Below are 25876 nucleotides of genomic sequence, written 5' to 3' on the forward strand. Positions count from 1 at the left end.
CATCTGTTCATCATTCATCCGGCACGCCTGTTCCGCCGCTCGGGACGGACCCGCCCGCCGCCGTACCTCGCCGTCGTCGCCTCGCAGAGAGGTAGCCCGCGCCCTCGGCCGGGGGCTACCTCTCCAGTACCAGCGCGGAGCCCTGGCCCACGCCGATGCACGGCGTCGCCACACCGACCCCGGATCCGGCGGCCCGCAACTGGTGGGCGACTGCACCCGCGAGACGGGCTCCCGAGGCCCCCAGGGGGTGGCCGAGCGCGATCGCCCCGCCCCGCGGATTGAGTACGGAGGCGTCGAGGTCGGGCCACTCGGCCGCAACTGGGCGAGCGCCCCGTTCTACCTGCCGATCGGGGTGCGGACGGCGTCGACGACGTACACGTCGCGGGGGCGGAAGCTCATGACGCGACCCTTTCGGCCGTACGGACCGGGGCGGCCGTCCTTTCCAGGACGTCGGAGGCGCTCACCCCGGGGGCGGTCTCCACCAGGACCAGCCCGTCTTCGGTCACGTCGAGCACGGCGAGGTCCGTGATGACGCGCTGGACGCACGCCTTGCCGGTCAGAGGCAGGGTGCACTCCTCGACGATCTTCGGGCTGCCGTCCTTCGCGGTGTGCGTCATGGTCACGATGACGCGGCGGGCGCCGTGCACGAGGTCCATGGCCCCGCCGATGCCGGTCACCATCTTGCCGGGCACCGCCCAGTTGGCGAGGTCCCCCCGGGCCGACACCTCCATGGCCCCGAGCACGGCCGTGTCGATGTGACCGCCGCGGATCATGCCGAAGGAGAGCGCGGAGTCGAAGAACGAGGCGCCCGGCCGGACGGTCACCGTCTCCTTCCCCGCGTTGATGAGGTCGGGGTCGACGTCCTCGTCGTACGGGAAGGAGCCGGTGCCCAGGATGCCGTTCTCGGACTCCAGGACGACGTGCACACCCGCGGGCAGATGGTTCGGGATCAGCGTCGGCAGCCCGATGCCGAGGTTGACGTACTCGCCGTCGTGCAGCTCCGCCGCCGCCCTCGCGGCCATCTCGTTCCGGTTCCAGGCCATCAGTGCCGTGCCTCCCGCTCGGTGATCGTCCGCTTCTCGATCTTCTTGTCCGCGACCTGCCCCGGGGTCAGCGCGACCACCCGCTGGACGAAGATGCCCGGCAGGTGCACATGGTCGGGGTCGATGTCGCCCGGCTCGACGAGTTCCTCGACCTCGGCGACGGTGACGCGGCCCGCCATGGCGGCGAGCGGGTTGAAGTTGCGCGCGGACCTGTTGAAGACGAGGTTGCCGTGCCGGTCGCCCTTCGCCGCCCTGACCAGGGCGAAGTCGGTGCGGATGCCCTGCTCCAGGACGTACTCGCTACCGTCGAAGGCACGTACTTCCTTGGCGGGGGAGGCCACGGACACACCGCCCTCGCCGTCGTACCGCCAGGGGATTCCGCCGTCGGCCACCTGCGTGCCCACGCCGACGGGGGTGTAGAACGCGGGGATGCCCGCCCCGCCTGCCCGGAGCCGCTCGGCCAGGGTGCCCTGCGGGATGAGTTCGAGCTCCAGCTCACCCCCGAGGTACTGCCGGGCGAACTCCTTGTTCCCGCCGATGTACGAGCCGGTGACCCGGCTGATCCGGCCGGCGGAGAGCAGCACCGCGAGGCCGGTGTCCATCGCTCCGCAGTTGTTGGACACGACCGCGAGTCCGCTGACGCCGCGCGTGTACAGGGCGTCGATCAACACGTTCGGCACACCACTGAGACCGAAGCCCCCCACCGCCACCGATGCGCCGTCCGGCACGTCGGCGACGGCCTGCGCCGCTGACGCGACCACCTTGTCCATGGAACCGTCCATCCCTTAGTGTTCGCATAGTGAAGTTTCCTTCACTAGGATGTCGGGAGTTTGCCGCCCGGACCGGATCCCTGTCAACGGCCCGGCGGTGCGGGAGGAGGCCGGAGATCGCCCCGCGGCGGTCGGACGCCGCCCACCGCCGTACCGTGTCTCTCCTGCACGGACCCACTCGACGGAGAACGAGATGTCACCGACCCGGACCGCCCAGCCCGGCACGCAGGTGCCTGCGGAGGCCGTCGCCCCGCTCATGCGCGGCATCGCCGTCCTGCGCCGGCTGACCGACGCGGACGGCACCCTGAGCCTCAGCGAACTCGAGCGCGCCACCGGACTGGCCCGCTCGACCGTCGACCGGGTCACCCTCACGCTGGCCCGCACGGGTTACGTCCGCGTCGACGGCAAGGCCGTCACCTTGGCCCCGCGACTGATGGAGCTGGGCAACGCCTACCTGTCGTCGATCCGCATCCCCGGCCTGCTCGGCGACGGGGTCGACGCCCTCGCGGACGAACTCGACGAGTCGGTGTCCCTCGCGGTGCCCGACCGCGGGGACGTCCGTTTCGTGCACCAGGCGACCCGGCGGCGCGCGATGTCCCTGAGCTTTCGCATCGGGGACCTGCTGCCCGCCGAACGCACCGCCCCGGGCGCACTCTTCGCCACCGGCTGGGGACCCGCCGAGTGGCAGGTGTGGGAGGAGAGGCGGCTCTCCGACCCGGAGGGCTCCGGCTTTCCGTCCCTGCCGCCGGCCCCCTGCCCGGCGGACGGCGACTTCCGGGAACGCGTGGACGTGGCGCGGACCGAGGGCTGCGCCCTGGACGACCAGCTGATCGAGCCCGGCCTCCTCGCCCTGGCCGTGCCCCTGCGCGACCCCGCCGGAGGCATCGCGTGCGTGCTCAGCGTGGTCAGCCACACCAGCAGGCACACCGCGCAGGACCTCCGCGTAAGCCTCCTGCCCCGACTGCGCGACGCCGCTTCGGCGATGGAGCGACGCCTGCGCGACGCGCCCCCCGGGGGCGCCGTCGCGGCCGCCCCCGGGGCCCTCGCGTCGTCGACCGCGGCCTCGAAGCAGGAGCTGGGCCGGGAGTTCGTCGAGTCCCTCGCCCGGGGGCTGACCGTCATCACCGCTTTCGGCGACCGCGGCGCGGCTCTGACGCTGAGTGCCGTGGCCCACGCGACAGGTCTCTCGCGCGCCTCCGCGCGCCGCGCCCTCATCACCCTGGAACACCTCGGCTACGTCACGGTGGACGGCCGGGACCACCGGCTGACACCGCGCGTCCTCGCACTCGGATATCCGCCGCTGTCCCGCACCACCCTGTCGCGGATCGCCGAGCCGCACCTCGCCGCGCTGGCGGGGCGGATCCAGGACTCCGCGTCGCTGGCCGTCCTCGTCGACGACGCCGTGCAGTACGTGGCACGTGCCGCCACCCGCCGCATCATGAACGTCAACATCACCGTCGGCACCCGCTTCCCCGCCTACGCCACCTCGCTGGGCCGGGTCCTGCTGGCCGATCTGCCCCCCGCCGCGCTCGGATCCCTCCTCGACCACGCGGAGCTCCGCCCGCTGGCCCCCCACACCCTCACCCGCCGGACCGAACTCGAGGACGTGCTCAGGGGTGTACGCGCCGACGGGTACGCGCTGGTCGACGAGGAGCTCGAAGCCGGCCTCCGCTCGATCGCCGTACCCGTGCGCGACCGGGCCGGCGGCGCGGTCGCGTCCATCAACATCGCGATGCACAGCAGCAGCCGCACGATCGAGGAATGCCTGGAGCGGGTGCTGCCCCAACTCCGGCTCACCGCAGGGAACATCGAGTCCGAACTGCACACCGCGGCACGCTTCTCCCGCGTCGCCGTGATGTGAGCCGGTCCGGCTTCCGGCGCGTGTCCCCCTACGCCGCGGAGGAGGACATGTCGACGAGCGGGCCGAAGGTGCTGCCCCCGCCCAGCCGGGGTAGGCGACCGGACGGCAGGGCGTACGCGGGCGTCATCCGCGCCCGACGGCGCCGAACCCACCGCACCGTCGGGCCCGCTCCGGGTGCGGACGGCGACGGGGGAACAGAGGATGCGAGGGGTGGCGAGCCGCACGGACCGGCCCCGTCGTACCGAGAAGCGACATCCGAGGGAGACAACACCATGGCGCCCGAGCGATCCTCTTCCGGCAGCACCGCATCCCGCGACCCCGGGCTCGCGCTGCCCGTGGCCGGCCGGGCCGGGTGGAACGACGTGGACCTGCGCGCGGTGGACACCGTACGAGTGCTCGCCGCCGACGCGGTCCAGAAGACCGGCAACGGCCACCCCGGCACGGCGATGAGCCTGGCACCGCTCGCCTACCTGCTGTTCCAGCAGGTCATGCGGCACGACCCCGCCGACGACCAGTGGCTGGGCAGGGACCGCTTCGTCCTCTCGTGCGGCCACAGCAGCCTCACCCTGTACATCCAGCTCTACCTGGCCGGCTACGGCCTGGAGATGGACGACCTCAAGGCACTGCGCACCTGGGACTCCGCCACCCCGGGCCACCCGGAGTACCGGCACACCCGCGGCGTCGAGATCACCACCGGTCCGCTGGGCCAGGGGATGGGCGCTGCCGTCGGGATGGCGATGGCCGCCCGCCGTGAGAGGGGCCTGCTCGACCCGGACGCCGCACCGGGGACGAGCCCCTTCGACCACCGGGTGTACGTGCTGGCCTCCGACGGCGACATGATGGAGGGAGTCGCGTCCGAGGCCGCGTCGCTGGCCGGGCACCAGCAGTTGGGCAATCTCGTGGCGTTCTACGACTCCAACCACATCTCCATCGAGGACGACACCGACATCTCGTTCAGCGAGGACGTACCGGCCCGCTTCGCCGCGTACGGATGGCACGTGCAGACCGTGGACTGGACCCGCACCGGCGACTACGTCGAGGACGTCGACGCGCTCCTCGCCGCGATCGAGGCGGCGAAGGCGGAACAGTCCCGGCCCTCGCTGATCACGCTGCGCACGATCATCGGCTGGCCCGCCCCCACGAAGAAGAACACCGGCAAGGCGCACGGGGCTGCCCTGGGGGACGAGGAGGTCGCCGGCACCAAGAGGCTCCTGGGCTTCGACCCCGAGGCGTACTTCCCCGTCGAGGACGAGGTCCTCGCCCACACCCGGGCGGTCGGGCAGCGGGGCAGGGACGCCCGGGAGCGCTGGCAGCGGACCTACGAGGAATGGCGCACCGATAACCCGGGCCGGGCGGCTCTGCTGGACCGGCTGCGGGAGCAGGAACTGCCCGACGGCTGGACCGACGCCCTGCCGGACTTCCCGGCCGACGCGAAGGGCATGGCCACCCGCAAGGCGTCCGGCCAGGTGCTCACCGCCCTCGCGCCGGTCCTGCCCGAACTGTGGGGCGGCTCCGCGGACCTCGCGGGGAGCAACAACACCACCATGGACGGTGAGCCCTCCTTCGTCCCCGCCGACCGGCAGACGTCCGAGTTCGGGGGAGGCCCCTACGGGCGGACCCTGCACTTCGGTATCCGTGAGCACGCGATGGGCGCCGTACTCAACGGCATCGCCCTGCAGAGCCTCACCCGCCCCTACGGCGGTACGTTCCTCACGTTCAGCGACTACATGCGCCCCGCCGTCCGCCTCGCCGCCCTGATGAAGCTCCCCGCCACCTACGTGTGGACCCACGACTCGATCGGACTGGGCGAGGACGGCCCCACCCACCAGCCCGTCGAACACCTCGCCGCGCTGCGCGCGATCCCCGGACTCGACGTCGTGCGTCCCGGTGACGCCAACGAGACCACCACGTGCTGGCGGACGATCCTGGAGCACACGGACCGCCCCGCCGGCCTCGTCCTGACCAGGCAGAACCTCCCGGTGCTGGACCGCACCGACGGCGTCCACGCGTCCGCCGACGGAGCGGCGCGCGGTGCCTACGTCCTGGTCGACGCCTCCGGAACCACCCTCGACGTCATCCTCGTGGCGACGGGGTCCGAGGTCCACATCGCCCTCGCGGCCCGCAAGCTGCTGGCCGACGAGGGGCTGGCCGTGCGGGTGGTCTCGATGCCCTGCCGCGAATGGTTCGCCGAGCAGCCGCCGTCCTACCAGGACGAGGTGCTGCCGCCCGAAGTACGCGCCCGCGTCAGTGTCGAGGCCGCCGTCGGCCAGGGCTGGCGAGAGGTGGTCGGTGACGCCGGCCGCATCGTCAGCCTGGAGCACTACGGAGCGTCCGCCGACTACGAGCGGCTGTACGAGGAGTTCGGCATCACCCCCGAGGCCGTCGCCGCGGCAGCACGCGCCAGTATCCGCGACGCGGTGGAGCCCCCCAGGCCGGGCGGTCGACGGCCGTAGGCGGCCCGCGCCTCCGCCGGCTGTGCGACGATCGAACCGCACCGGTGGAGGGCTGCCGGGCTCAGGGGGAGTGGGGTCAAGTGGAGGACGACGAGATCCGTGCGCGCTTCGACGGCCGTAGCCGCGTCGATCTGCTGCCCGGTCATGTCACAGCACAGAGGCAGCGCCGGATCGAGGAGATGGGCCACGCGCTCGGCTACCGGCTGCTCGACACCCAGGGGCTCGGCCCCCGCGGCGTCCGGCTCGTCTACGAGCGCGACGACGGCCCGCTCGCCCGGCGCCGCGCCGAACTGACCGTCGCCCGGCTGCGCGCGGGGGGACCGCTGCTGCCGGTGATGGAACCCCCTGCGCCCCCGCCGCCGGGCCCGCCACCTCCGGCCCCGGCACCACGTCCGCCCCGGCAGCCGAGCCGGCCGCCCTCGGGGCCCCCGCCGCCGCCCCACACGGTGGCGCCGGCCCGGCCACGGCTTCCGCCGCGGCCGCCGTACCCGCCGCTCCCGCCGTCGGCCACGCCGGTCCCCGACGGCCCGTGACCAGGGCGGGAGCCCGAGCCCTAACTCATCTGACGCCGCACCAGTTCGTGGAGCTGCCCGCCCGTGTCCGCGAGGAGATCGGCCGGCGGGCCCTCCTGGACGACGCGGCCGTCCGCCATGACGATCACACGGTCGGCGTCCAGGACCGTGGACAGCCGGTGCGCGATCACGACGCGGGTGGCCCGCAGGGACCGGGTGCTCTCGATCACCGTGCGCTGGGTCTCGTTGTCGAGCGCACTGGTGGCCTCGTCGAAGAACAGGATGCGGGGGCGCCGGACGAGCGCCTGGGCGATCATCAGCCGCTGGCGCTGGCCCCCGGAGATCGATCCGCCGCCGGCGATCATCGTGTGCAGCCCCATCGGCATCCGTTTGATGTCCTCGGCCAGCCCCGCCATGGCGGCGGCCTCCCAAGCCTCCTCCTGGGTGAAGACCTCGGCGCCGCAGATGCAGTCGAGGATCGATCCGGACAGCGGCTGGGCGTTCTGCAGGACGACCCCGCACTGGCGGCGCACTGCCGCCGGGTCGAGCGCCGTCAGGTCCTGACCGTCGTACAGGACACTGCCGGAGGCCGGCTTGTCGAAGCCGATGAGCAGCCTCAGCAGCGTCGACTTCCCGCATCCGCTGGGGCCCACGATCGCGACGAACTCGCCCGGACGGACACTCAGCGACACCTCGTCGAGGACGACGGGGCCGTCTTCGGAGTAACGGAAGGACACTCCTCTGGCCTCGATCTCCCCGGACAGCGTCCCCGGCTGTGTGCTGGTGCCGCGGACCTCGGGCGCCTCGTCGAGCACCGGCTTGATCTGCTCGAACATCGGCAGTACGGCGGCGGCGGACACGAACGCCCCGGTGAGCTGGGTGACAGCGGTCAGCAGCATCGTCACGGACGTGTTGAAGGTCAGGAACTCACTGGCCGTGAGGGAACCCCGTGCCGGACCGGCGAGCAGGACGAAGACGACCAGCGAACAGAGCGGCAGATAGACGGCGTTGAGGACCGTCGTCATGTTCTTGATCCGGCCCGCCCGCTTCTGCAGTTCACGGCTGCGGGCGAACTCCGAGGCCCACGCCCCGTACGCGAAGCTCTCCGCCGCGGCGACGCGCAGCTTGGGCAGCCCGCGCAGGGTCTGGAACGCCTGGTTGTTCAGCTTGTTCCCGAGCTCGACCAGACGGCGCTGCCAGCGGAGCTCCCACATGCCCATGGTCAGGAACACCCCCGCGATGACCACCAGCATCGCGACGGCGGTGAGAGCCAGCGGGACGCTGAACCAGAGGAGCAGCCCCAGGTTCATCACCCCCAGCGTGCCCGCCTGCACCACGACGGGACCGGTGCCGGAGAGCACCCGGCGGATCGCGCTCACTCCCATCGCCGCGCTCGCCAGCTCTCCGGTGGAGCGCGAGGTGAAGAACTTCGTCGGCAGCCGCAGCAGCCGGTCCCAGACCGCGGGCTGGAGCGTGCTCTCGATCCGCCCCTCCATCCGCAGGATCGTGAGGTTCTGCAACAGCATGAAAGCCGCCGAGACGACACCGGAGATGATGACGGCCAGCGACACCTGCACGATGAGCGCGTTCTGCGCCTGGGGCACGTACACACCGAGCACCCGGCCGGTCGCGATCGGCACCAGCGATCCCAGCGCGACCGTCACGAGCCCGGCCGGCACCAGCTTCCGCAGGTCGCCCCTGGTGCCGAACAGACCGAAGCGCAGCAACTGCCTCCTGTTCAACGGCTGCTCCGGAAGCGGCCGGTAGAACATCACGGCGCGTTCGTCGAAATCCTCGGCACAGGAGCTGTCGACACGGGCACGCCGGCCCGTCAGCGGGTTCACCGCCTCGTAGCGGCCACGCCGCCAGAGCAGCGCGACCGGCGCTCCGGAGGCAGCACGGCTGCCCACCAGCGGGCCGGAGTTCTCCCGCCACCAGCGCCCGTCCAGCCGCACCGCCCGGGTGCGGACGCGGGAGGAGACCGCGACCCGCTCGACCGGGTCGATCCGGTCGCTCACCGCCCCGCCCGTCGCGGGTTCCGAGAGGACGATCCCGGAATCGCGCGCCACCAGTCGGCAGGCCGCGTAGACGGCATCGTCCGACGCACCCTTCGAGGGAGGGGCGCCACGCCCGGAACGGCTGATCGAGGTCAGCAGCGCGTGGTCGGCCTCCTTGCGGACGGCTTCACCCGCCTTCAGGCCGGCGGCGGTCCTGTCCTCGTGGGCGCGCTCCAGCTGCTCGATCCAGCGGTCCAGCGCCGACAGCAGGCGGTACTGCTGGTTGACCATCCCCTGCCACATCGCCGGATCGACGAGCAGGTCGCCCGCGGCCTCGGCGCTGAACGCGGCACCGTACTGCACGCAGCCGGGCGACACGGGCAGCCACAGGACGTCGTCGTCGCCCACCGAACCGTCGACGGTGGTCCGCCCGTCCAGCGGCGCCTCGAACAGCACCCGCTGACTGCGGCCCACCCCGAGCGAGAAGGCGTGCTCCAGCAGGCTGAGCGTGGCGTCCCCGGTGTCGTAGTGGCTGCGGTACTGGTTCTCGTACGCCCCCTGGTCGTACTCGGGCCGGTACAGCTCGCGCAGCGGGATCCGGCGCAGCACGCACTCCTGGAGGGGCCGCCCGACCAGGGTGTGCCGCGGGCCCTCGACCGGGCCCAGCACGAGGGTTCCCGGCTCCAGCCGGCCCAGGAAGTGCCAGTGTCCCTGCTCCGCCGCGTCCACCGCGAACAGGTCGAGGGCACCACCCACGACGAGCCACAGCACCTGGGGACCTTCCAGCGGAAGGTTCCGCAGCCCGGTGCAGTCGACCGGCTCGCCGAGGGCTCCCAGCGCACCGATGACCGGGTCCTGCCCGGGGGCCTCCGCGCCCACGAGCGGATGAACGGATGCCATGTCAGTGCTCCCTGACCAGATCGGCGTACGGGCCGCCGGCGGCCACCAGGTGCTCGTGCCGGCCTCGTTCCACGACGGTCCCGTGGTCCAGCACCACGATCTCGTCGCTGTCGCGCACGGTGCTCAGCCGGTGGGCGATCACGACGCAGGCGCAGCCCCGCCGCCGGAGGTTGTCGATGATGATCCGCTCCGTCTCGGCGTCGAGTGCGCTGGTCACCTCGTCCAGGACCAGGATGCTGGGGCGGCGCACGAGCGCCCGGGCGATCTCCAGGCGCTGGCGCTGCCCGCCCGAGAAGTTCCGGCCGTCCTGCTCGACCCGGCTGTGGATGCCCCGGGGGCGGCGGGCGACGACGTCGTACAGGGCGGCGTCCCGCAGGGCCTCGGTCACGGCCTCGTCCGGGACCGAGGGGTCCCACAGCGCCACGTTGTCCCGGACCGTCCCCTCGAAGAGGAAGACGTCCTGGTCGACGAAGGACACCGACGCCGCCAGAGCGCCCCGGGGTATGTCCTCCAGCCGCTGACCGTCGATGCGGATCGTGCCCTCCCACGGGCTGTACAGCCCCGAGATCAGCCGCGAGACCGTCGACTTGCCGCTGCCGGAGCCCCCGACGAGCGCCACCTGCTGCCCCGGACCCACGGAGAGGGAGAAGCCGCTGAGCAGCGGCTTGTCGAGCGGGCTGTAGCCGAAGGTGATGTCCTCCAGCGTCACATGGCCCTTGAGCCGGCGGGTGCTCGCGGCCGGCTCACGGCGGGAGTACAGCGGGTCGACCGGGAAGTTCTCCACGTCCTTGAGCCGGGCCACGTCCGCCGCGAAGTCCTGGACCCGGCCCGCCACCCCGTTGAGCCGGGTGACCGGGGCGGTGAAGCGGGTCACCAGGGCCTGGAAGGCGACGAGCAGACCGATCGAGATGTGCCCCTCGACGGCCCGCAGGCCCCCGATCCACAGGATCAGCGCACTGTTGAGCGTCGCGAGGGCGGGGGCGACGACGCCCAGCCAGGCGCTCGGCACCCCGAGGCGCTGCTGCTCCTCCAGCGTCGTCGCGTGCTGTCCGGCCCACTTGCGGAAGTACCCGTTCTCCCCGCCGGTGGCCTTCATCGTCTCGATCAGCTGGAGACCGGTGTACGAGGTGTTGGTCAGTCGTGCGCTGTCGGCCCGCAGCTTCTGGGTCCCGGTGGCCCGCAGCCGCACGACGATGCGCATCGCGACCACGTTGAGCAGGGCGATCCCCACCCCGATGACGGTCAGCTGCGGATCGTAGGTCCACAGCAGGAAGGCGTAGAGGAGGACGACGATGCCGTCCACGCCCGCCGCGGTGAGGTCCCGGGCGAGGGTCTCGGCGACGGCGTCGTTCGACTGCAGGCGCTGGACGAGGTCGGCCGGACTGCGCTGGGAGAAGAAGGTGACGGGCAGCCGGAGCAGGTGCCGGAAGAAGCGCGCGCTGCCGAGCGTGGACGAGATGATGCGCCCGCGCAGCAGATTCGCCTGCTGCAGCCAAGTCAGGACGACGGTCAGGGCGACCATGGAGCCCATCGCGGCGAACAGCACGCCCAGCAGCGACGTCTGTTCACCAATCATGAACATGTCGATGTAGGTGCGGCTCAGGGCCGGCAGCGTGGCGCCGACGGCCACCAGCAGCAGGCTGGCGAGCAGGGCGGCCAGCATCGTGCCCGTGGTGCCGCGCAGCCGGCCCGGCAGCGCGGCCATGACACCGGGCTTGCGCCCGCCGCGCCGGAAGTCCTCCCCCGGTTCGAGGACGAGGACGACGCCGGTGAAGCTGGTGTCGAAGTCCTCGGTGGGCACGAACCGGCGCCCCTTGTCGGGGTCGTTGATGTGCACGCCCCGCCGTCCGAGGCGGCGTCCCATGCCGTCGTAGACGACGTAGTGGTTGAACTCCCAGAACAGGATCGCGGGGGCCCGGACCTCCGCGAGGGCAGCCGGCTCCATCTGCATGCCCTTGGCCGTGAGGCCGTAACTTCGCGCGGCCTTGAGCACGTTGCTGGCGCGGGAGCCGTCTCGCGAGACCCCGCAGGCGATACGCAGTTCCTCCAGCGGCACGTGGCGGCCGTAGTGACCCAGCACCATCGCCAGTGAGGCGGCCCCGCACTCCAGTGCCTCCATCTGGAGCACCGTGGGGGTGTGCACCGTCTTCGCCCGGCCTGACTTCGGCGCGGTGCCCGCACGCCGTCGGCCGGACCGGCCGCCTTCCGGCCGGTGCTTCCCGCGGCCCGGGGGCGGCAGCTGCTGTGCGGTGGGGGACGGGTGAGGTGCGGTCACGGGAGCAGCCAATCGATCGGGCGCTGGTCGGCGAGCCGGACGGAGCCGGTGGCCAGGGTCATGGAGCCGATCGCGTACGGAGGACCATCGGCCGAGGACCACCGGTAGCCGGACTTCGTGGAGTCGGAGCGCTCCAGCTTCACCAGGACCGCCAACGGCCGGCCGTGCCGGGAGAACTGCTCGCCGAGCTGGGCGTCGCCGAGGAAGCGGGTGATCTGCTGCTGCGTCTGCGCCGCCCTGCCGACCGCGGCCACCCTGCCGCGCAGCACGCCGTACTGCTGGGCGGGCACGGACTGGACGGTCAGGTCGACGGACGCGCCCACCGGGACCGAGGCGGCACTGCTGCCGGACACGTACAGCAGGACGACCAGGGGGTCGTCGGCACCGTCGATCCGCTCGACACTCGCCACGTCCGCGCCGGTGGTGACCACCGCGCCGATCGTGGCCGTCACGGACGTGAGCCGGCCGGCGTCGATCGTGCGGACGACGCGCTCACCCCGGTCCGTGCGGACCTTCAGCAGGGGGGAGTCGCGGGGCAGGGTCTCGCCCTCGTCGGCGAGGACCTCGGTGATCTGTCCGGCGACCGGGCTCTGCAGGAGGTAGCTGCCGCGGGTGTGCGTGAGGATTCCGGGTGCGTCGAGGGTGCTGGCGACGGAGCCCGTCACGGCCCAGAAGCAGGCCGCGGCCATCACGAGGACGGTGACGCAGAGGACGAGCATGCCCTGCGGGCGGGCGAACCGCACCGGAAGGTCGAGCTGTTCGGGCGACTGCAGCTTGGAAAGGGCCTGCTGGCGGAACTGCACGGAACTTCCCTCACTGTCAGCGATCGGCACCGAGCCCCGGAACCGATGGGTTCCGGGGCTCGGCGGGGTACTGCGTGTCTCAGAGACCGGCGGTCAGGCCGGAGGCCAGACCGGTGACCGCGCCCGTGTTCACGCCGGTGGCACCCTCGACGAGACCCGTGACCGAGCCGACGACGCCGGAGACCGGGACGATGCCCTCGACGGTGCCCGTGACGTTGCCCACGAGGCCGCCCACGAGGCCGCCCGAGACGTTGTCGAGGTCGCTGTCGGAGATCTCGGCGGTCTCGACCTGGGGGGTGTAGTTCATGATGAGCGCTGCCCTTCGTGTGGAAATTGCTTATATACGGAAACCCGTACCGCGGCCTCCGTATGGCCCAGGATCAAAGCATGCCTTCGCCTCGTACAGCCAATCGAGGTGAGGCGGATCTGCGGTTATCGGCCCGCCGGAATCGATGTACGTGCAGAAGTGGTCGCTCGATGGAGGCAGATCCTTCACGAGCTTCACCGGAGGAATTCGACGTCGTCGCAACTTCGCTCCCCCTAAGTAGGGCACTCCTGCCTCAATCGACCCCGTACCCCATCCGGACCTGGGGTTCTGTATCGATAGGAGTGATCGGTGTGCGCACGCCGTGTGCAGGTTTCCCCGATTCGGCCGCCTCGTGACTTCGGGCCGCAGTGAGAAGTGATGCCGGAGAGGGTCGGGAGGTATCGGTATTCACGGCGTCGTGAAAGATGAGCGGTTCTCTATTCCCTGTGGGTGTTTCCGGTGAATGGGCGGAGTATTTATGAAGCACTTTCCGGGTTCGCGTGTCCGGCGCGTCACCGACCCTTCGGATATGTGGAGGAGGTGTGCTTCGTGGTCGCGGCGGACCCGGTGGCGGCAGGTGCTCCGTGAGGAGTCGTGGAGGGCGACCGCGCCACCGTGCGAAGAGGTGGTGGGTTGATTCATCCGATGAAACGACTGCACCGCCCTTCTCTCGGGCGACACGCGGCGCTACCATCGTGATGCTCTATGGGAGCGCTCCCATCTCTGTGTCAGTCCTGTACCGCCGCTGAGCGGCGGACAAGCTCGGAGAGGACGTTTCCGTGCGCTTGAGCGCCAGACCGATCGCCGCCCTACTGGCGGCATTTGCCCTCACCGCCGGGTTGGCGGTCACCGCGCCCCCGGCCGTCGCACGCTCGGACGAGGGCCCCGCCGCGGCCGAAGCATCGGATGTGTCCCTCGCCGCGGACACCTACACCTGGAAGAACGCCCGGATCGACGGCGGCGGCTTCGTGCCGGGCATCGTCTTCAACCGAGCCGAGAAGAACCTCGCCTACGCCCGCACCGACATCGGCGGCGCCTACCGCTGGGACCAGGCGGGCAAGCAGTGGAAACCGCTGCTGGACTGGGTGGACTGGGACCGGTGGGGATGGTCCGGGGTGGTGAGCCTCGCCTCCGACACCGCCGACCCCGACAACGTGTACGCCGCCGTCGGGACGTACACCAACAGCTGGGACCCGACGAACGGAGCGGTCCTGCGCTCCTCGGACCGCGGCGCCTCCTGGAAGGCGGCCACGCTGCCCTTCAAGCTCGGCGGCAACATGCCGGGACGCGGGATGGGGGAGCGGCTCGCGGTGGACCCCAACAAGAACTCCGTGCTGTTCCTCGGAGCTCCCAGCGGCAACGGCCTGTGGAGGTCCACCGACTCGGGGGTCACCTGGTCCGAGGTGACCGCCTTCCCGAACCCCGGCGACTACGCGCAGGACCCGACCGACACCAGCGGATACGGCAACGACAACCAGGGCATCGTCTGGGTGACCTTCGACGAGCGCTCCGGCAGCTCCGGCAGCGCCACCCAGGACATCTACGTCGGTGTCGCCGACAAGCAGAACACCGTCTACCGCTCCACGGACGGCGGCGGCACCTGGTCCAGGATCGCCGGCCAGCCGACCGGATACCTCGCCCACAAGGGCGTACTCGACTCCGGGACCGGCTACCTCTATCTGACGCTCAGCGACACGGGCGGCCCGTACGACGGCGCCAAGGGGCAGGTCTGGCGGTACGACACCAGGACCGGCGCGTGGACGGACGTCAGCCCCGTCGCCGAGGCCGACACCTACTACGGCTTCAGCGGCCTCTCCGTGGACCGGCAGAAGCCCGGCACCCTGATGGCGACCGCGTACAGCTCATGGTGGCCGGACACCCAGATCTTCCGCTCCACGGACAGCGGCGCCACCTGGACGAAGGCCTGGGACTTCACGAGCTATCCGAACCGGGCCGACCGCTACACCCTGGACGTCTCCTCCGTGCCATGGCTGAGCTGGGGCGCGAACCCCTCCCCGCCCGAGACCGCGCCCAAACTGGGCTGGATGACGGAGGCCCTGGAGATCGACCCGTTCGACTCGAACCGGATGATGTACGGCACGGGCGCGACGGTCTACGGAACCGAGAACCTCACCTCCTGGGACTCCGGAGGCCAGTTCAGGATCACACCCATGGTCAAGGGCCTGGAGGAGACGGCCGTCAACGACCTGGCGAGCCCGCCCTCCGGCGCGCCGCTGCTGAGCGCCCTCGGCGACATCGGAGGCTTCCGGCACACGGACCTCGACGCGGTGCCCGCGATGATGTTCACCTCGCCGAACCTGGACTCCACCACCAGCCTGGACTTCGCGGAGGCGTCCCCCGGAACGGTCGTACGGGTCGGCAACGCCGACGCCGCCCCGCACATCGGGTTCTCCACCGACAACGGCGCCAACTGGTTCCAGGGCTCCGAACCCTCCGGGGTCACCGGCGGGGGCACGGTCGCCGCCGCGGCGGACGGCAGCAGCTTCGTCTGGAGCCCCGAGGGCGCCGCGGTCCACCGCACCACCGGCTACGGCAACTCCTGGACCGCCTCCACCGGAATCCCCGCGGGGGCGACGGTCGAGTCGGACCGGAAGAACCCGAAGAAGTTCTACGGGTTCAAGGCCGGCACCTTCTACGTGTCGACCGACGGCGGGGCCACCTTCACCGCGAAGGCGACCGGCCTCCCGGCCGAGGGCAACGTCCGCTTCAAGGCGCTGCCCGGCTCCGAGGGCGACATCTGGCTCGCGGGTGGCGCCTCCACCGGCGCCTACGGCCTCTGGCGCTCCACCGACTCCGGCACGAGCTTCACCAAGTTCACCGGTGTGCAGCAGGCCGACAGCGTCGGCTTCGGCAAGGCGGCCACCGGGGCCGCCTACCGGACCGTCTTCGTCAGCGCGAAGATCGGCGGGGTGCGCGGCATCTTCCGGTCCACGGACGCGGGCGCCACCTGGACCCGGATCAACGACGACGCCCACCAGTGGGCCTGGACCGGCGCGGCGATCACCGGGGACCCGCGGGTGTACGGCAGGGTCTACGTCTCCACCAACGGCCGGGGCATCCAGGTCGGCGAGTCCTCCGACACCGGCGGCGGTGGCACGGACCCCGGCACCGATCCCGAACCGGAGGAACCGGCGGACGCCGACTGCGAGGTCACGTACAAGGTCACCAACCAGTGGTCCGGCGGATTCCAGGCCGAGGTGACGCTCACCAACACCGCCGGCGCGGCCTACGACGGATGGCAGCTGGCCTGGTCCTTCCCGGGAGACCAGAAGGTCACCCAGATGTGGAACGCCTCCCACCAGCAGACCGGGGCGAAGGTCACGGCGACCGACGTCGGCTGGAACGGCAAGGTCGCGCCCGGATCATCGGCGGGCTTCGGCTTCACCGGCACGTCGACGGGCGCCGCCGCCGCGCCCGGTGCGTTCACGCTGGGCGGTGAGGCCTGCACCGTCTCCTGAGGGCTCGTGGGCCGGTGCCGGGAGGGTTCGCCCGGCACCGGCCCACGAGCATCATGAAATGGACATACCGACCCTCGTGTGGTGCATTTGGACTGAACGCACCGCGCCTGGGAGGTACCCGTGGTCGATGTCGATGTGCTGATCGCGGGGGCGGGGCCGGTCGGTCTGACGGCCGCGTCCGAACTGTGCCGGCGCGGGGTGACGTGCCGCGTCGTCGACCGTCTCCCCGCACGGCTTCCCTACGCGCGAGCCGTGGGCGTCCAGCCCCGGACCCTGGAGGTCTGGGACCGGATGGGGATGGTCCGTGAGGCACTGGAGAGCGCAGTCCCGCTCAAGGGGCAGCTCCTCTACGTCAACGGCCGGGAAGGCCCGCGGATCGATCTGGAGCTCCCGCCCGAGGTGCCCTACGGCTTCGCCGCCCTCCCGCAGTACGAGACCGAGCGGCTCCTCGAGGACCTCCTCCGGCGCCGGGGAGGACACGTCGAACGCGGCACCGAACTCGTCTCCTTCGAGCAGGACTCCGGGGAGGTGGGAGCGGTCCTCTCCCTGTCCGCGGGCGGCACCGAGGAACTGACGGCCCGCTACCTGGTGGGCTGCGACGGCGCCCACAGCGTCGTACGCAAGGGGCTCGGCCTGTCCTTCGAAGGTGCGGCCCTGCCCCAGGAGTACATGCTGGGGGATGTCGAGGTCGACTGGGACCTGCCGGCCGGATACGCGATCCGTGCCTCGCGCGCCGTCGACGGGCAACCGGACGACCTCCTGGTGTGCATCCCGCTGCCCGGCGACCGCCGTTACCGGATGTCGATGGCGACGCCGCCCGAACTCTCCCTGGCCGCACGGCACGACACGGACGGCGTCGCGCACGGCCTCAGCGGTGAACACGGCCCGGTACCCGGAGTCGAACACATCCAGGCGGTGCTCGACCGGCTCTCCCCCCGCCCCACGACCGCCTCCTCGCTGCGCTGGTCATCGGTGTTCCGGATCAGCCACCGCATCGTCGACAGGTACGGCCGCGGACGGGTCTTCGTGGCCGGGGACGCCGCGCACATCCACCCGCCCACGGGCGCCCAGGGGATGAACACCGGCGTCCAGGACGCGTTCAACCTGGCCTGGAAGCTCGCCGCCGCGGTGCGTGGCCGCGCGGGTGCCGGCCTGCTGGAGAGCTACGACGCCGAACGCCGCCCGGTCGGCGAGGAAGTGGTGGCGCGCACCCTGCGCCACGCGCGGAGCGGTATCCGGACCGATCCGGACGACCCCACGACGACGCTGCTGCGCGAGGCCCAGCTCCTCGTCGGCTACCGGGGCAGCCCCATCGTGGAACCGGACGGCTCCGCCCCCGACGGCCCCGCCCCCGGCGACCGTGCGCCCGACTGCGGCGGACTCGCGTACGCCCTGGCGGCCTTCCCCGTCCGGCTGTTCACCCTGCTCCGGGAACGCGAGCACACCCTGCTGCTCTACGCCGACGACGAGGACCAGGTGATGGCGTTCGACGCGGTGGCGGCCTCCGCCGAGCGAACCGCGCCCGGCCGGCTGAACGCTTACGCGGTACTCGCCCCCGGGCTGCGATCCCCCGCCCCGCGGTTGCCCGTCGTCCACGACACGCGCGACGAGTTCCGGCGCGTGTACGGCGCGCGGGGTGGCGAGGTCTTCCTCGTACGTCCCGACGGCCACCTCGGGCTGCGTACCACTCCGGCGGGCGGGCCGGTGCCCGTCGCCCACCTGGCGCGGCTCTTCGGCGTCTGACGGGCCCGCGCGTGGCGGACGCCGGTGACGGCACGACCGGCGGCTCCTCGTCGGGCGGTTCCCCGGAAGGGGGCTCCACGTCCACCGGCGGTGCGGCGGCCTCCGGCGGTTCCACGTCGGGCGGCTCGGACACGGCCCCGGGCGGGTCTGCGTCCTCATCGGCGTCCGGTGGTTCCGCCACGGGCGGGCCGACACACAGACGACGGCCGGCGCCCTGGCGGCGACCGGCTCCGGCTCCGCCCTTCCCGCGCTGGGAGCGGCGGCGGCGCTGATCGCGGGCGGTGGGATCCTCTACGCCGTCCGCCGCCGGGCGGCCTCCGGCAGCCTGGGGCACGACCGGTGACATGACGTGGGGCCCGGCAGGAGTCCTCCTGCCGGGCCCCACGCCGCCCGATGAGCCGGACCGGCTCATCTCACCCCGCCTCAGGGGAAGGACACCACCTGGGACGGGATGGTCGACGTACCGGATGTGGGGGACCCGGTGTTGTTGATGACGTGGTCGTACTGACCCTGGCCGCCCAGGGACACGACGAGCAGGTCGTGGAACTTCACTCCGGGCTTCACGGGGGCCTGGAACCCGTGCTGCTGGCGGATGGTCGGGTCGACGTTGAAGTAGCAGTAGCTGCCCATGCCCCAGCCCTCGTGGGTCGTGACCGAGTCACCCACCTTGTAGGCGGCGTAGCCCTTGATGTCGCCGTTCTGGATGGCGGCCTGGTTGGGGGCGTCGTACGCCTTCTCGTTCTGGAAGAAGATCGTCTTCCCGTTCTCGCCGTACCACTGGACGTCGTACTTGTTGAAGTGCTCGACGAACAGCCCCGTGGCCAGGACGTCGTCACCGTTCACCCGGAGCCCGTAGTCGGACCGGTTGGTCTCCCAGCCCACCCCGTCCCCGTGGTCCGCGCGCCACAGCCAGGTGTGGTCGATGATCGTGTCGTCGCTGTTGACCACCATGCCGGTGGTCGCCTTGCCGGCTCCCGCGCCACCGACCCGGACGAAGACGTCCTGGAGGCTGGTCGGGTTGGCCGAGTGGTCGGCCGACGCGCCCTCGGGACCCACCTGGACGAGCACGGAGGAGTTCTGCGTACCGGCGTCCACGAGGAGTCCGGCGAGCTTGACGCCGTCGACGTCACCGACCTTGATCGCGGTCACCCCGTTGTCCGGGATGACCGTGGCCAGGCCGAGACCGAGCGCGACGGTGTTCGCCCGGTTGATCTCGATGGGCTCGTTCACGTGGTAGACGCCCGGGGTGAACAGCAGGTGCAGGCCCTGCCGGACCGCGGCGTTGATGGTCTGCGCGGTGGCGCCGGGCTTCACCACGTAGAACTGGCTCAGCGGGATGGACTCACCCTGGGGGGTGCCGTTCCAGGAGACGCCCCGCGCGTTGGTGCGCTTGGCGGGGACGAACACCTTGTAGTCGGTTCCGTCGAGGTAGAGGAAGGGCTTCTCGCGGGAGACCGGGGTGGTGTCCAGTGTCGTGTACGGCGGTTCGGGGAAGCTCTGGGCGGGGGCGCCCTCGACGCCGGAGAAGGTCATGTTCCAGACGCCGTTGCCCCAGCCGCCGACGGAGCTGTCGCGGGTGTACCACTGCTGCTGGGAGTAGGGGCCGACCTGGCCGTCGATCTTGCTGTCCGCGATGTAGCCGCCGCTCGCCCATCCGTAGCCGTTCGGCGCGAGGTTGAGCCCGCCCTTGACGTGCATGCGCCGGAACGGGGCGGCCTGGGAGACGGCCCAGCGGTTCGTGCCGTTGACCGGGTTGAGGGCGAGGTTCTCGGCCGAACGCCAGAAGTTCTGGGTGGCGTTGCCGTTGAACCAGCCGGCGTCGACGGTGACGTCGCCGTTGAAGGTGGTGTCGTCCGGCTTGAGGCCGAGGCCCGCGATGGAGGTGTAGAAGCCGATCTGCGCGTTGATGTTGTTGTAGGTACCGGGCTTGAACATCAGGGCGTAGCGGCCCGTGCCGAACTGCGCGGACTCCTGCTTCTTGAAGATCTCGTCGACCTTGCCCTGGATGTCGGGCGTCGACGGGTCGAAGACCAGCACGTTGGGGCCGAGGTCACCGCCGCCGGGGATCTGCGGGTCGCCGCCGCCGGCCGTGCCGAACACCTGGAACTCCCAGAGCGAGTGGCCGTAGACGGTGGCACGCGCGGTGCCCGTCAGCCGGACGTAGCGTGCGGTGCCGGAGACGTTGAGGGTCTCCGTGCCGCCGGGGCCGGTGGTGGTGGAGTAGGCGGTGCTCCAGCTGTTGTTGTCCGAGGAGAACTCGATCCGGTACGCGGTGGAGTAGGCGGCCTCCCACCGCAGCACGATCTGGCTCACCGAGGCGGAGACCCCGAGGTCGACCTTGATCCACTGAGGATCGGAGAAGGTACTCGACCAGCGCGTTCCGGTGCTGCCGTCCACGGCCGCCGATGCGGGGGTGCCGTCGTTCTCCTGGCTGGACGAGGTGACTGCCTTGCCCTGGGAGAGCAGTGAGGCCGCGGCGCTCGCGGGGGACTGGGGGATCAGGGCCAGCAGCGAGAGGACGAGGCCGGCGACGACGGCAAGCACACCGAGTCGCCTTCCGGTCGGCGCGAAGGGTCTGTGGAGGTTCGGGGGTGCGTACACGGGAGTCTCCTCTGTCGTGGGGCGGGTACACGACGCGCACAGCCGGAGAGCGCTCTCTCCGGCTGTGCGAGATACTCCACCCTTGTTGCGAACGCGTCAAGAGATGTGCGACAACAGCTGCTTCAGGGCCTGTTGCCGACAAGAACTGATGACTGCGCCAGGGGACCGCCCCTCTTGATCGTCCTCCTCGGTGGCGGTCCGTGAGGTGCGCCGGTGCGTGGGTTCAGGAATTGGCGGAGGGTTCACGGGGCGGCGTACGTCCGTACGTAATCGAACTCCGCCGTCGCGCCGGACCGGTTGTGGGACACCAGGCCGATCCTCAGCGCACCACGCACCGGGAGGGTCCAGGTGCCGCCCGGGGACCAGTGGACGCCGTCACGGCTGGTGGACGCGCGTACCTCGTGTTCCCCGTGCGCGGCGTCGCGGTGGTAGGCCATCCGCAGCCACATGGTGTCGGCCGTGGGGCCCCCGAACATCGGGGCGTTGGCCACCGCCGTCGGCGGAGTCGTCGTGGGGCGCTCGCCCTCCTTCCCGAACTCGCTGACGTGGAGCACGGCCCCGTTGCCGTTGGTGAGCGGCAGCACGGAATGGACGAGCTTGAACCACCGGTCGTCGTTCTCGTACAGGACGAGACCGGCCTGCTGGGCCGCCCGGTCGGGGGCGAACCGCAGCTTCGTCTCCACCGTGAAGTCACCTTCGGGCGCGTCCCGCAGCAGCACGGAGGCGGTGTTGTCGCCCAGGTACAGCTCGGCGTTCTGCGTCGGCCAGGAGAGTGCGCCGCCCGTCATGGAGACCCCCGCGGCCGGCCCGCGTACCCACTGCCAGGGGGAAGGGGCACTCGTGCCCGGGACCGTGGCGGTGTCGAACTCGTCGCTGTGGTCCGGGAGCAGCCGCCCCGGCGGAGCGACGGCCACCCGCTTCGTCACCGGCCGGTACAGGGCTGCCGCACCCACGTTGTCCGCCGCGGCACCGGTGCCCTTCGCCGCCGCGCCGACCGCACCCTTGCGTACCGCCCCCGCCGGCACGACACGTGACTGCAGAGCCACCGGGTCCCGCAGCCGGTCACCGGTGACCTCGGCGGTCAGCCTCCTCCCGCGTATCTCCACGGACACGTTGTTCCAGGTGTTCCACGAGAATCCGGACGGCAGCGGGGTGACCTGTTCACCACGGCTTCTGCCGCCCACGCGTACGTCGGTGACGAGAGCGCCCCGAGCCCGGTCGAGCCAGGCCACGATCCTGTTGCCGGGGTCCCGGTAGGCGACGGTGAGCCCCGCCGCGCCGCCCTCCGACGTCACCTTCAGGTCCGCCTCGGCCCGCAGGCCGGCGGGGGCGCGCCCGCCGGCGAGGAGGTACGCGGTGCCCGTTCCGGACGCTCCGGGGGTGTGCCGCGCGTAGCCGTGTGCGGCGGGGTCGGACGCGGTGGACCATCCGGAGGTGCGGGCGCCCTCCGCGCGCCAGCCCTTCAGACCGCCGTCGTTGAAGGTGCCGCCGGCCTCCCATGAGGTGACCGGCGCGGCGGTCGGCCCGTCCGACGGTCCCGCACCGGCCCGTACGACGGGCCAGCCGTCGATCCAGTCGAGCCGGTCGATGAGCATCGGGCGACGGGTCAGCCTCAGGGTGCCGTTCGATGCCGGTGCGAGGTCCGGCGACTCCGCGGGTATGCCGTGGTAGACCAGCCAGTCCTGGCCCGCGAGGTCGGTCTGGATCGCGTTGTGGCCGGGGCCGATCCAGCGGTTGCCGTTCGCCCCGGCGACCACGCCCGCCTTGCTCGTGAGGGCCATCAGGTCGGTGCCCTCGTCGTCGGTGAACGGACCGGTGGGGCTCGCGGACCGCCCCACCTTCACCCGGTAGCCGCTGTAGGCGCCGTCGCAGCAGCCCGCGTCGGAGTAGAAGAGGTAGTAGAAGTCGTCCCGCCGCACGACGAAGCCCCCCTCGACCCGGCGGCCACGGGCCACCTGGGTGACCTCACCCTCGGTCCGGGTCAGGTCGGCGTTCAGCCTCGCGACGCAGATCGTGTCGTAACTGCCCCAGTACAGATAGGGGGTGCCGTCCGTGTCGGTGAACTGCGCCTGGTCGATGTTGCCCGCCGGGCAGCCGCTCGGTGAGGGCAGCACGGCACCCTTGTCGGTCCACGGGCCCGTCGGCGACGGCGACGTGACGAGGCCGACGGTGTTCCGCCCGGGTACGGAGTAGTAGAGGTGGTAGAGGCCGTAGGCGTAGCGCACCTCGGGCGCCCAGAGCCGCGATCCCTCGTGCCAGGCCGGCTTGTCCGCCGGGGTGAACACCTCGCCCGCGTACTCCCACGTCACCATGTCGGCCGAGCGCAGGATCGGCAGCATGCGCTCCCCGTCCTCGCCCTTGCTCTGCATGACCGGGTTCTGGGTGCCGTACGCGTACCAGAGGCCGTCCTTGCCACGGAGCATCGCGGGATCGGGGAACGTGTCGACGGCCCCGGTGGAGACCGGGTTGGTGTACGTCGCCGCGGCCGCCGGCCGGGCCTGCGCGCCGTGCGAGGGGGCCGAGGCGAGGGTGAGCATCCAGACCAGGGCTGCCGCCCCCGCCGCCCACCGGGGGAGGAGGCGGGGGCGGACGGTCCTTCGCGTGCGTCTCATGGGGTCTCCGTGAGTGTCCCGCCCGGACCCGCGGTCGCGGTCCAGGTCGTGTCGGCGTTCTCTCCGTCGTTCTCGAAGGCGCTGAGGCTCGGGTCGTAGTCGGAGACGCCGATGTCGTACATGGACGTCATCCAGTGGTAGAAGTTGTCGCCCCGGTCCCGCAGCAGCTCGTACAGCCGCCGCATCAACCGGGTGCGCACCTTTCTGAACTCGGGGTGCGTGTAGCGGTTGGCGAGCTCGTGCGGGTCCGCCAGCAGGTCGTACAGCTCGTTGACCGACTCGGGGTTGACGACGAGCTTGTAGCGGTCGTCGCGGATCATCCGCTGGGGATACGGGAAGTGGTGGCCGTGGAACTCGGCGACCAACTCGTCCGGCCAGTCCGGGACCTCACCCTTCACCAGGGGCACCAGGCTCCGGCTGTCCACCGCCGGGGTCGGGTCGCAGCCGGCGAGTTCCAGGATCGTCGCGGTGCAGTCGGTCAAGCTGACCAGCTCGTCCCTGACCTGCGGGGCGGCCCCGGGGATCCGGATGATTCCGGGGATGCGGTAGATGTCCTCGTACATCGCCGGGCCCTTGTCGTGCAGCCGGTGTGCGCCCGTGAACTCGCCGTGGTCCGCAGTGAAGAACACCGAGGTGTCCTCGCTGAGACCCAGCTCGTCGAGACGGGTGAGGATGCGCCCGATCTGCTCGTCGATCAGGGTGACGTAGCCCCAGTAGACCGCTATCAGCTTGCGGGTCGTCTCGATGGGGATGGTGTCGAAGGCCCAGTGCGCGCTGTAGTTGCGCTGCACAGGCGGTTTTCCCTCGAAGGTCTCGGCGACGGACGGCGGCAGTTCGACCAGCTCCGGGTCGTAGAGGTCGTAGTAGGCGTCCGGCAGCAGATAGGGCAGATGCGGACCGAAGAAGTGCGTGGCCAGGAAGAACGGCTCCTCGCCGGCCGCGTACCGCTCCAGGTGCTCGATGGCGCGGGTGGCGAGGTAGTGCTCGAACGTCGCCTCCACCGGCTGGTGCAGCCGGGCGGCCAGGAGATTGCCCGGGTTCCCACCCGGAGCCGTGCCCCGGATCGGTTCGGAGATGCGGTACGGGGGCAGCCCGCGCTCCTCCAGATACGCCAGGTAGTCCGGATGGTCGACGGGGTTGTGCCAGCCCGGCAGGTCGGGGCCCTCGAAACCGTACGAGGCGGCGTTGCGCCGGGTCCCGCCGTGCCACTTGCCGATGAGTCCCAACCGGTAGTCCCGCGCGGCGAGTGCCTCCGGGAAGGTGAAGGCGTCCTCGCGCAGGTCCTCCAGATAGCCCACGTTGCGCTCGTAGTTGGCGAGCAGCCGGTGCCGGAAGGGTGCCTGTCCGGTGAGCAGACTCGCCCGCGCCGGGGTGCAGATCGCGGTGGGCGTGTAGAAGCGGTCGAAGCGCGTGCCGGTGGCCGCCAGCCGGTCCAGGTTCGGTGTGGCGACGTGCGGATTGCCGTAGCAGCCCAGGGTGTCCACCCGGTGCTGATCGGTCATCAGGAACAGCAGGTTCACTTCTTGTACGCCTTCGTGTAGAGGTCGCCCTCGTAGTACGTGTCCGCCGCCGGAGCCTTCTTGAGCCGGCCCGTGTCCACGAAGAACTCGCCCAGCCCGTCCAGCCAGCCGTCCACGGTCCCGTCCTCGGTCCTGGCCACCAGGTCCGCCGTGGACAGCGTCTCCACGTTGGCCGCGTCCGCCGCCACCTTGGCGCGGTCGATCTTCAGGAGCGAGGCGGCCGCGTCGATGGCCTCGTCGGGGTGTGCGGCGCGCCAGTCGTTGGCCTTCTGGAGGACCGCGACGACCTTGGCGTTCAGCTTCGCGTCGCTCCTCGCGGGGGCCACGAACGCCGTGGGGAACGCCCGGTCCTTGAAGTCCGCTGTGCTGGCGACCTCGTTGAGCTTCGGCTCCTTCGCCTTGATGGTGTCGATCAGCGGATACCAGAGGCCCGCTCCGTCGATCTGTCCGGACACGAACGCGGAGACGATCGTGGACGGGTCCATCGGCACCTTCTCGATGTCCTTCTCCGACATCCCCGCCTTCTGCAGAGCGAGATCGAGCGCCATCGCGCCGGAGGTGCCCTCGGGCACACCGACCTTCTTGCCCTTGAGGTCCTCGACGGAGGTGATGCCGGGCTGGGCTATGACCCGGTCGGCACGGGCGAGCGTGTTGATCGCCACGACCTTCGCCTTGCCGGACGCGGGCAGCCACATGGCGCCGGGGCCGATGTATCCGAAGTCGAGGTCGTGCGACCCGAGCGCCTGGATCTGGAGCGGCCCGTTGGTGAACGTCGAGTACTCGGGGGTCAGCCCTTGCTCCTTCCACAGCCCCTGCTTGTCCGCGATGGCCAGCAGGCTCGCGCCGTTGAAGTCGCTGATGTAGCCGAAGCGGACGGTGGATCCGCCGTCGGCGGACGAGTCACCGGAGCACCCGGTGACGGAGAGTGCCAGGGCCGACACGGCGACGGCCGCCGTCAGGGCGCGCTGAGGTAGACGCATGACGCTGGGTTCCTTAGGGA

Annotated in this window: 15 protein-coding genes and 1 pseudogene; 5 read left to right on the top strand and 11 right to left on the bottom strand. The window is 71.2% G+C overall.

Annotated features, from left to right (window positions below):
• Positions 1-115: 115 nt before the first annotated feature.
• From LWJ43_RS29845 to LWJ43_RS29855, 3 genes and pseudogenes are all read right to left on the bottom strand, one after another.
• Positions 116-313 (bottom strand): annotated as a pseudogene (locus tag LWJ43_RS29845) (3-oxoadipyl-CoA thiolase); the annotation flags it as partial.
• An 82-nt stretch (positions 314-395) separates the two neighbouring features.
• Positions 396-1043: a CoA transferase subunit B gene (locus LWJ43_RS29850; RefSeq protein ID WP_277335276.1), complete on the bottom strand. Its 648-nt coding sequence runs from the start codon at positions 1041-1043 to the stop codon at positions 396-398.
• Positions 1043-1813, bottom strand: a complete 771-nt coding sequence (locus tag LWJ43_RS29855) for a CoA transferase subunit A (protein WP_277335277.1) — start codon at positions 1811-1813, stop codon at positions 1043-1045. The genes LWJ43_RS29850 and LWJ43_RS29855 overlap by 1 nt, the downstream gene beginning before the upstream one ends.
• A gap of 193 nt (positions 1814-2006) precedes the next feature.
• Here LWJ43_RS29855 and LWJ43_RS29860 point away from each other — a divergent pair, with 193 nt between their 5' ends.
• The 3 genes from LWJ43_RS29860 to LWJ43_RS29870 all read left to right on the top strand — a co-directional run bounded on the left by LWJ43_RS29860 (position 2007) and on the right by LWJ43_RS29870 (position 6660).
• Positions 2007-3674, top strand: a complete 1668-nt coding sequence (locus LWJ43_RS29860; RefSeq protein ID WP_277335278.1) for an IclR family transcriptional regulator domain-containing protein — start codon at positions 2007-2009, stop codon at positions 3672-3674.
• Between the two features lie 272 nt (positions 3675-3946).
• Complete coding sequence (tkt, locus tag LWJ43_RS29865; protein ID WP_277335279.1) at positions 3947-6127, top strand: transketolase; 2181 nt, start codon at positions 3947-3949, stop codon at positions 6125-6127.
• An 80-nt stretch (positions 6128-6207) separates the two neighbouring features.
• Positions 6208-6660 carry a hypothetical protein gene (locus tag LWJ43_RS29870; protein WP_277335280.1) on the top strand — a complete coding sequence of 151 codons (453 nt, stop codon included), beginning with the start codon at positions 6208-6210 and terminating at the stop codon, positions 6658-6660.
• 20 nt (positions 6661-6680) lie between these two features.
• On the opposite strand, the gene LWJ43_RS29875 is transcribed toward LWJ43_RS29870, so the two are convergent.
• The 4 genes from LWJ43_RS29875 to LWJ43_RS29890 all read right to left on the bottom strand — a co-directional run bounded on the left by LWJ43_RS29875 (position 6681) and on the right by LWJ43_RS29890 (position 12921).
• Positions 6681-9536 carry an NHLP bacteriocin export ABC transporter permease/ATPase subunit gene (locus LWJ43_RS29875; RefSeq protein WP_277335281.1) on the bottom strand — a complete coding sequence of 952 codons (2856 nt, stop codon included), beginning with the start codon at positions 9534-9536 and terminating at the stop codon, positions 6681-6683.
• Between the two features lies 1 nt (position 9537).
• Positions 9538-11811, bottom strand: coding sequence for an NHLP family bacteriocin export ABC transporter peptidase/permease/ATPase subunit (locus tag LWJ43_RS29880; RefSeq protein WP_277335282.1), 2274 nt, complete (start codon positions 11809-11811; stop codon positions 9538-9540).
• The gene (locus LWJ43_RS29885) at positions 11808-12614 is read right to left on the bottom strand and encodes an HlyD family efflux transporter periplasmic adaptor subunit (RefSeq protein ID WP_277335283.1); all 807 of its coding nucleotides are present in this window, start codon (positions 12612-12614) and stop codon (positions 11808-11810) included. The genes LWJ43_RS29880 and LWJ43_RS29885 overlap by 4 nt, the downstream gene beginning before the upstream one ends.
• 79 nt (positions 12615-12693) lie before the next feature.
• Positions 12694-12921, bottom strand: a complete 228-nt coding sequence (locus LWJ43_RS29890) for a hypothetical protein (protein WP_014157700.1) — start codon at positions 12919-12921, stop codon at positions 12694-12696.
• 779 nt (positions 12922-13700) lie between these two features.
• On the opposite strand from LWJ43_RS29890, the gene LWJ43_RS29895 reads away from it, so the two are divergent.
• Positions 13701-16400 (top strand): cellulose binding domain-containing protein, encoded by a 2700-nt coding sequence (locus LWJ43_RS29895; RefSeq protein ID WP_346772005.1) that lies wholly within the window; start codon positions 13701-13703, stop codon positions 16398-16400.
• Positions 16401-16520: 120 nt separating this feature from the next.
• A complete protein-coding gene (locus tag LWJ43_RS29900) occupies positions 16521-18143 on the top strand; it encodes an FAD-dependent monooxygenase (RefSeq protein ID WP_277335284.1) in 1623 nt (540 codons plus the stop codon).
• A gap of 423 nt (positions 18144-18566) precedes the next feature.
• On the opposite strand, the gene LWJ43_RS29905 is transcribed toward LWJ43_RS29900, so the two are convergent.
• The 4 genes from LWJ43_RS29905 to LWJ43_RS29920 all read right to left on the bottom strand — a co-directional run bounded on the left by LWJ43_RS29905 (position 18567) and on the right by LWJ43_RS29920 (position 25856).
• Positions 18567-20744, bottom strand: a complete 2178-nt coding sequence (locus tag LWJ43_RS29905; RefSeq protein ID WP_277335285.1) for a discoidin domain-containing protein — start codon at positions 20742-20744, stop codon at positions 18567-18569.
• 242 nt (positions 20745-20986) lie between these two features.
• The gene (locus LWJ43_RS29910) at positions 20987-23356 is read right to left on the bottom strand and encodes a family 43 glycosylhydrolase (protein WP_277335286.1); all 2370 of its coding nucleotides are present in this window, start codon (positions 23354-23356) and stop codon (positions 20987-20989) included.
• A complete protein-coding gene (locus LWJ43_RS29915; RefSeq protein WP_277335287.1) occupies positions 23353-24876 on the bottom strand; it encodes a sulfatase-like hydrolase/transferase in 1524 nt (507 codons plus the stop codon). Before LWJ43_RS29915 ends, LWJ43_RS29910 begins: the two co-directional genes overlap by 4 nt.
• Positions 24873-25856, bottom strand: coding sequence for an aliphatic sulfonate ABC transporter substrate-binding protein (locus tag LWJ43_RS29920; RefSeq protein ID WP_277335288.1), 984 nt, complete (start codon positions 25854-25856; stop codon positions 24873-24875). Before LWJ43_RS29920 ends, LWJ43_RS29915 begins: the two co-directional genes overlap by 4 nt.
• Between the last annotated feature and the right edge of the window lie 20 nt (positions 25857-25876).

The sequence above is a fragment of the Streptomyces sp. JH34 genome, from assembly GCF_029428875.1.
In the GTDB taxonomy this organism is placed as follows: domain Bacteria; phylum Actinomycetota; class Actinomycetes; order Streptomycetales; family Streptomycetaceae; genus Streptomyces.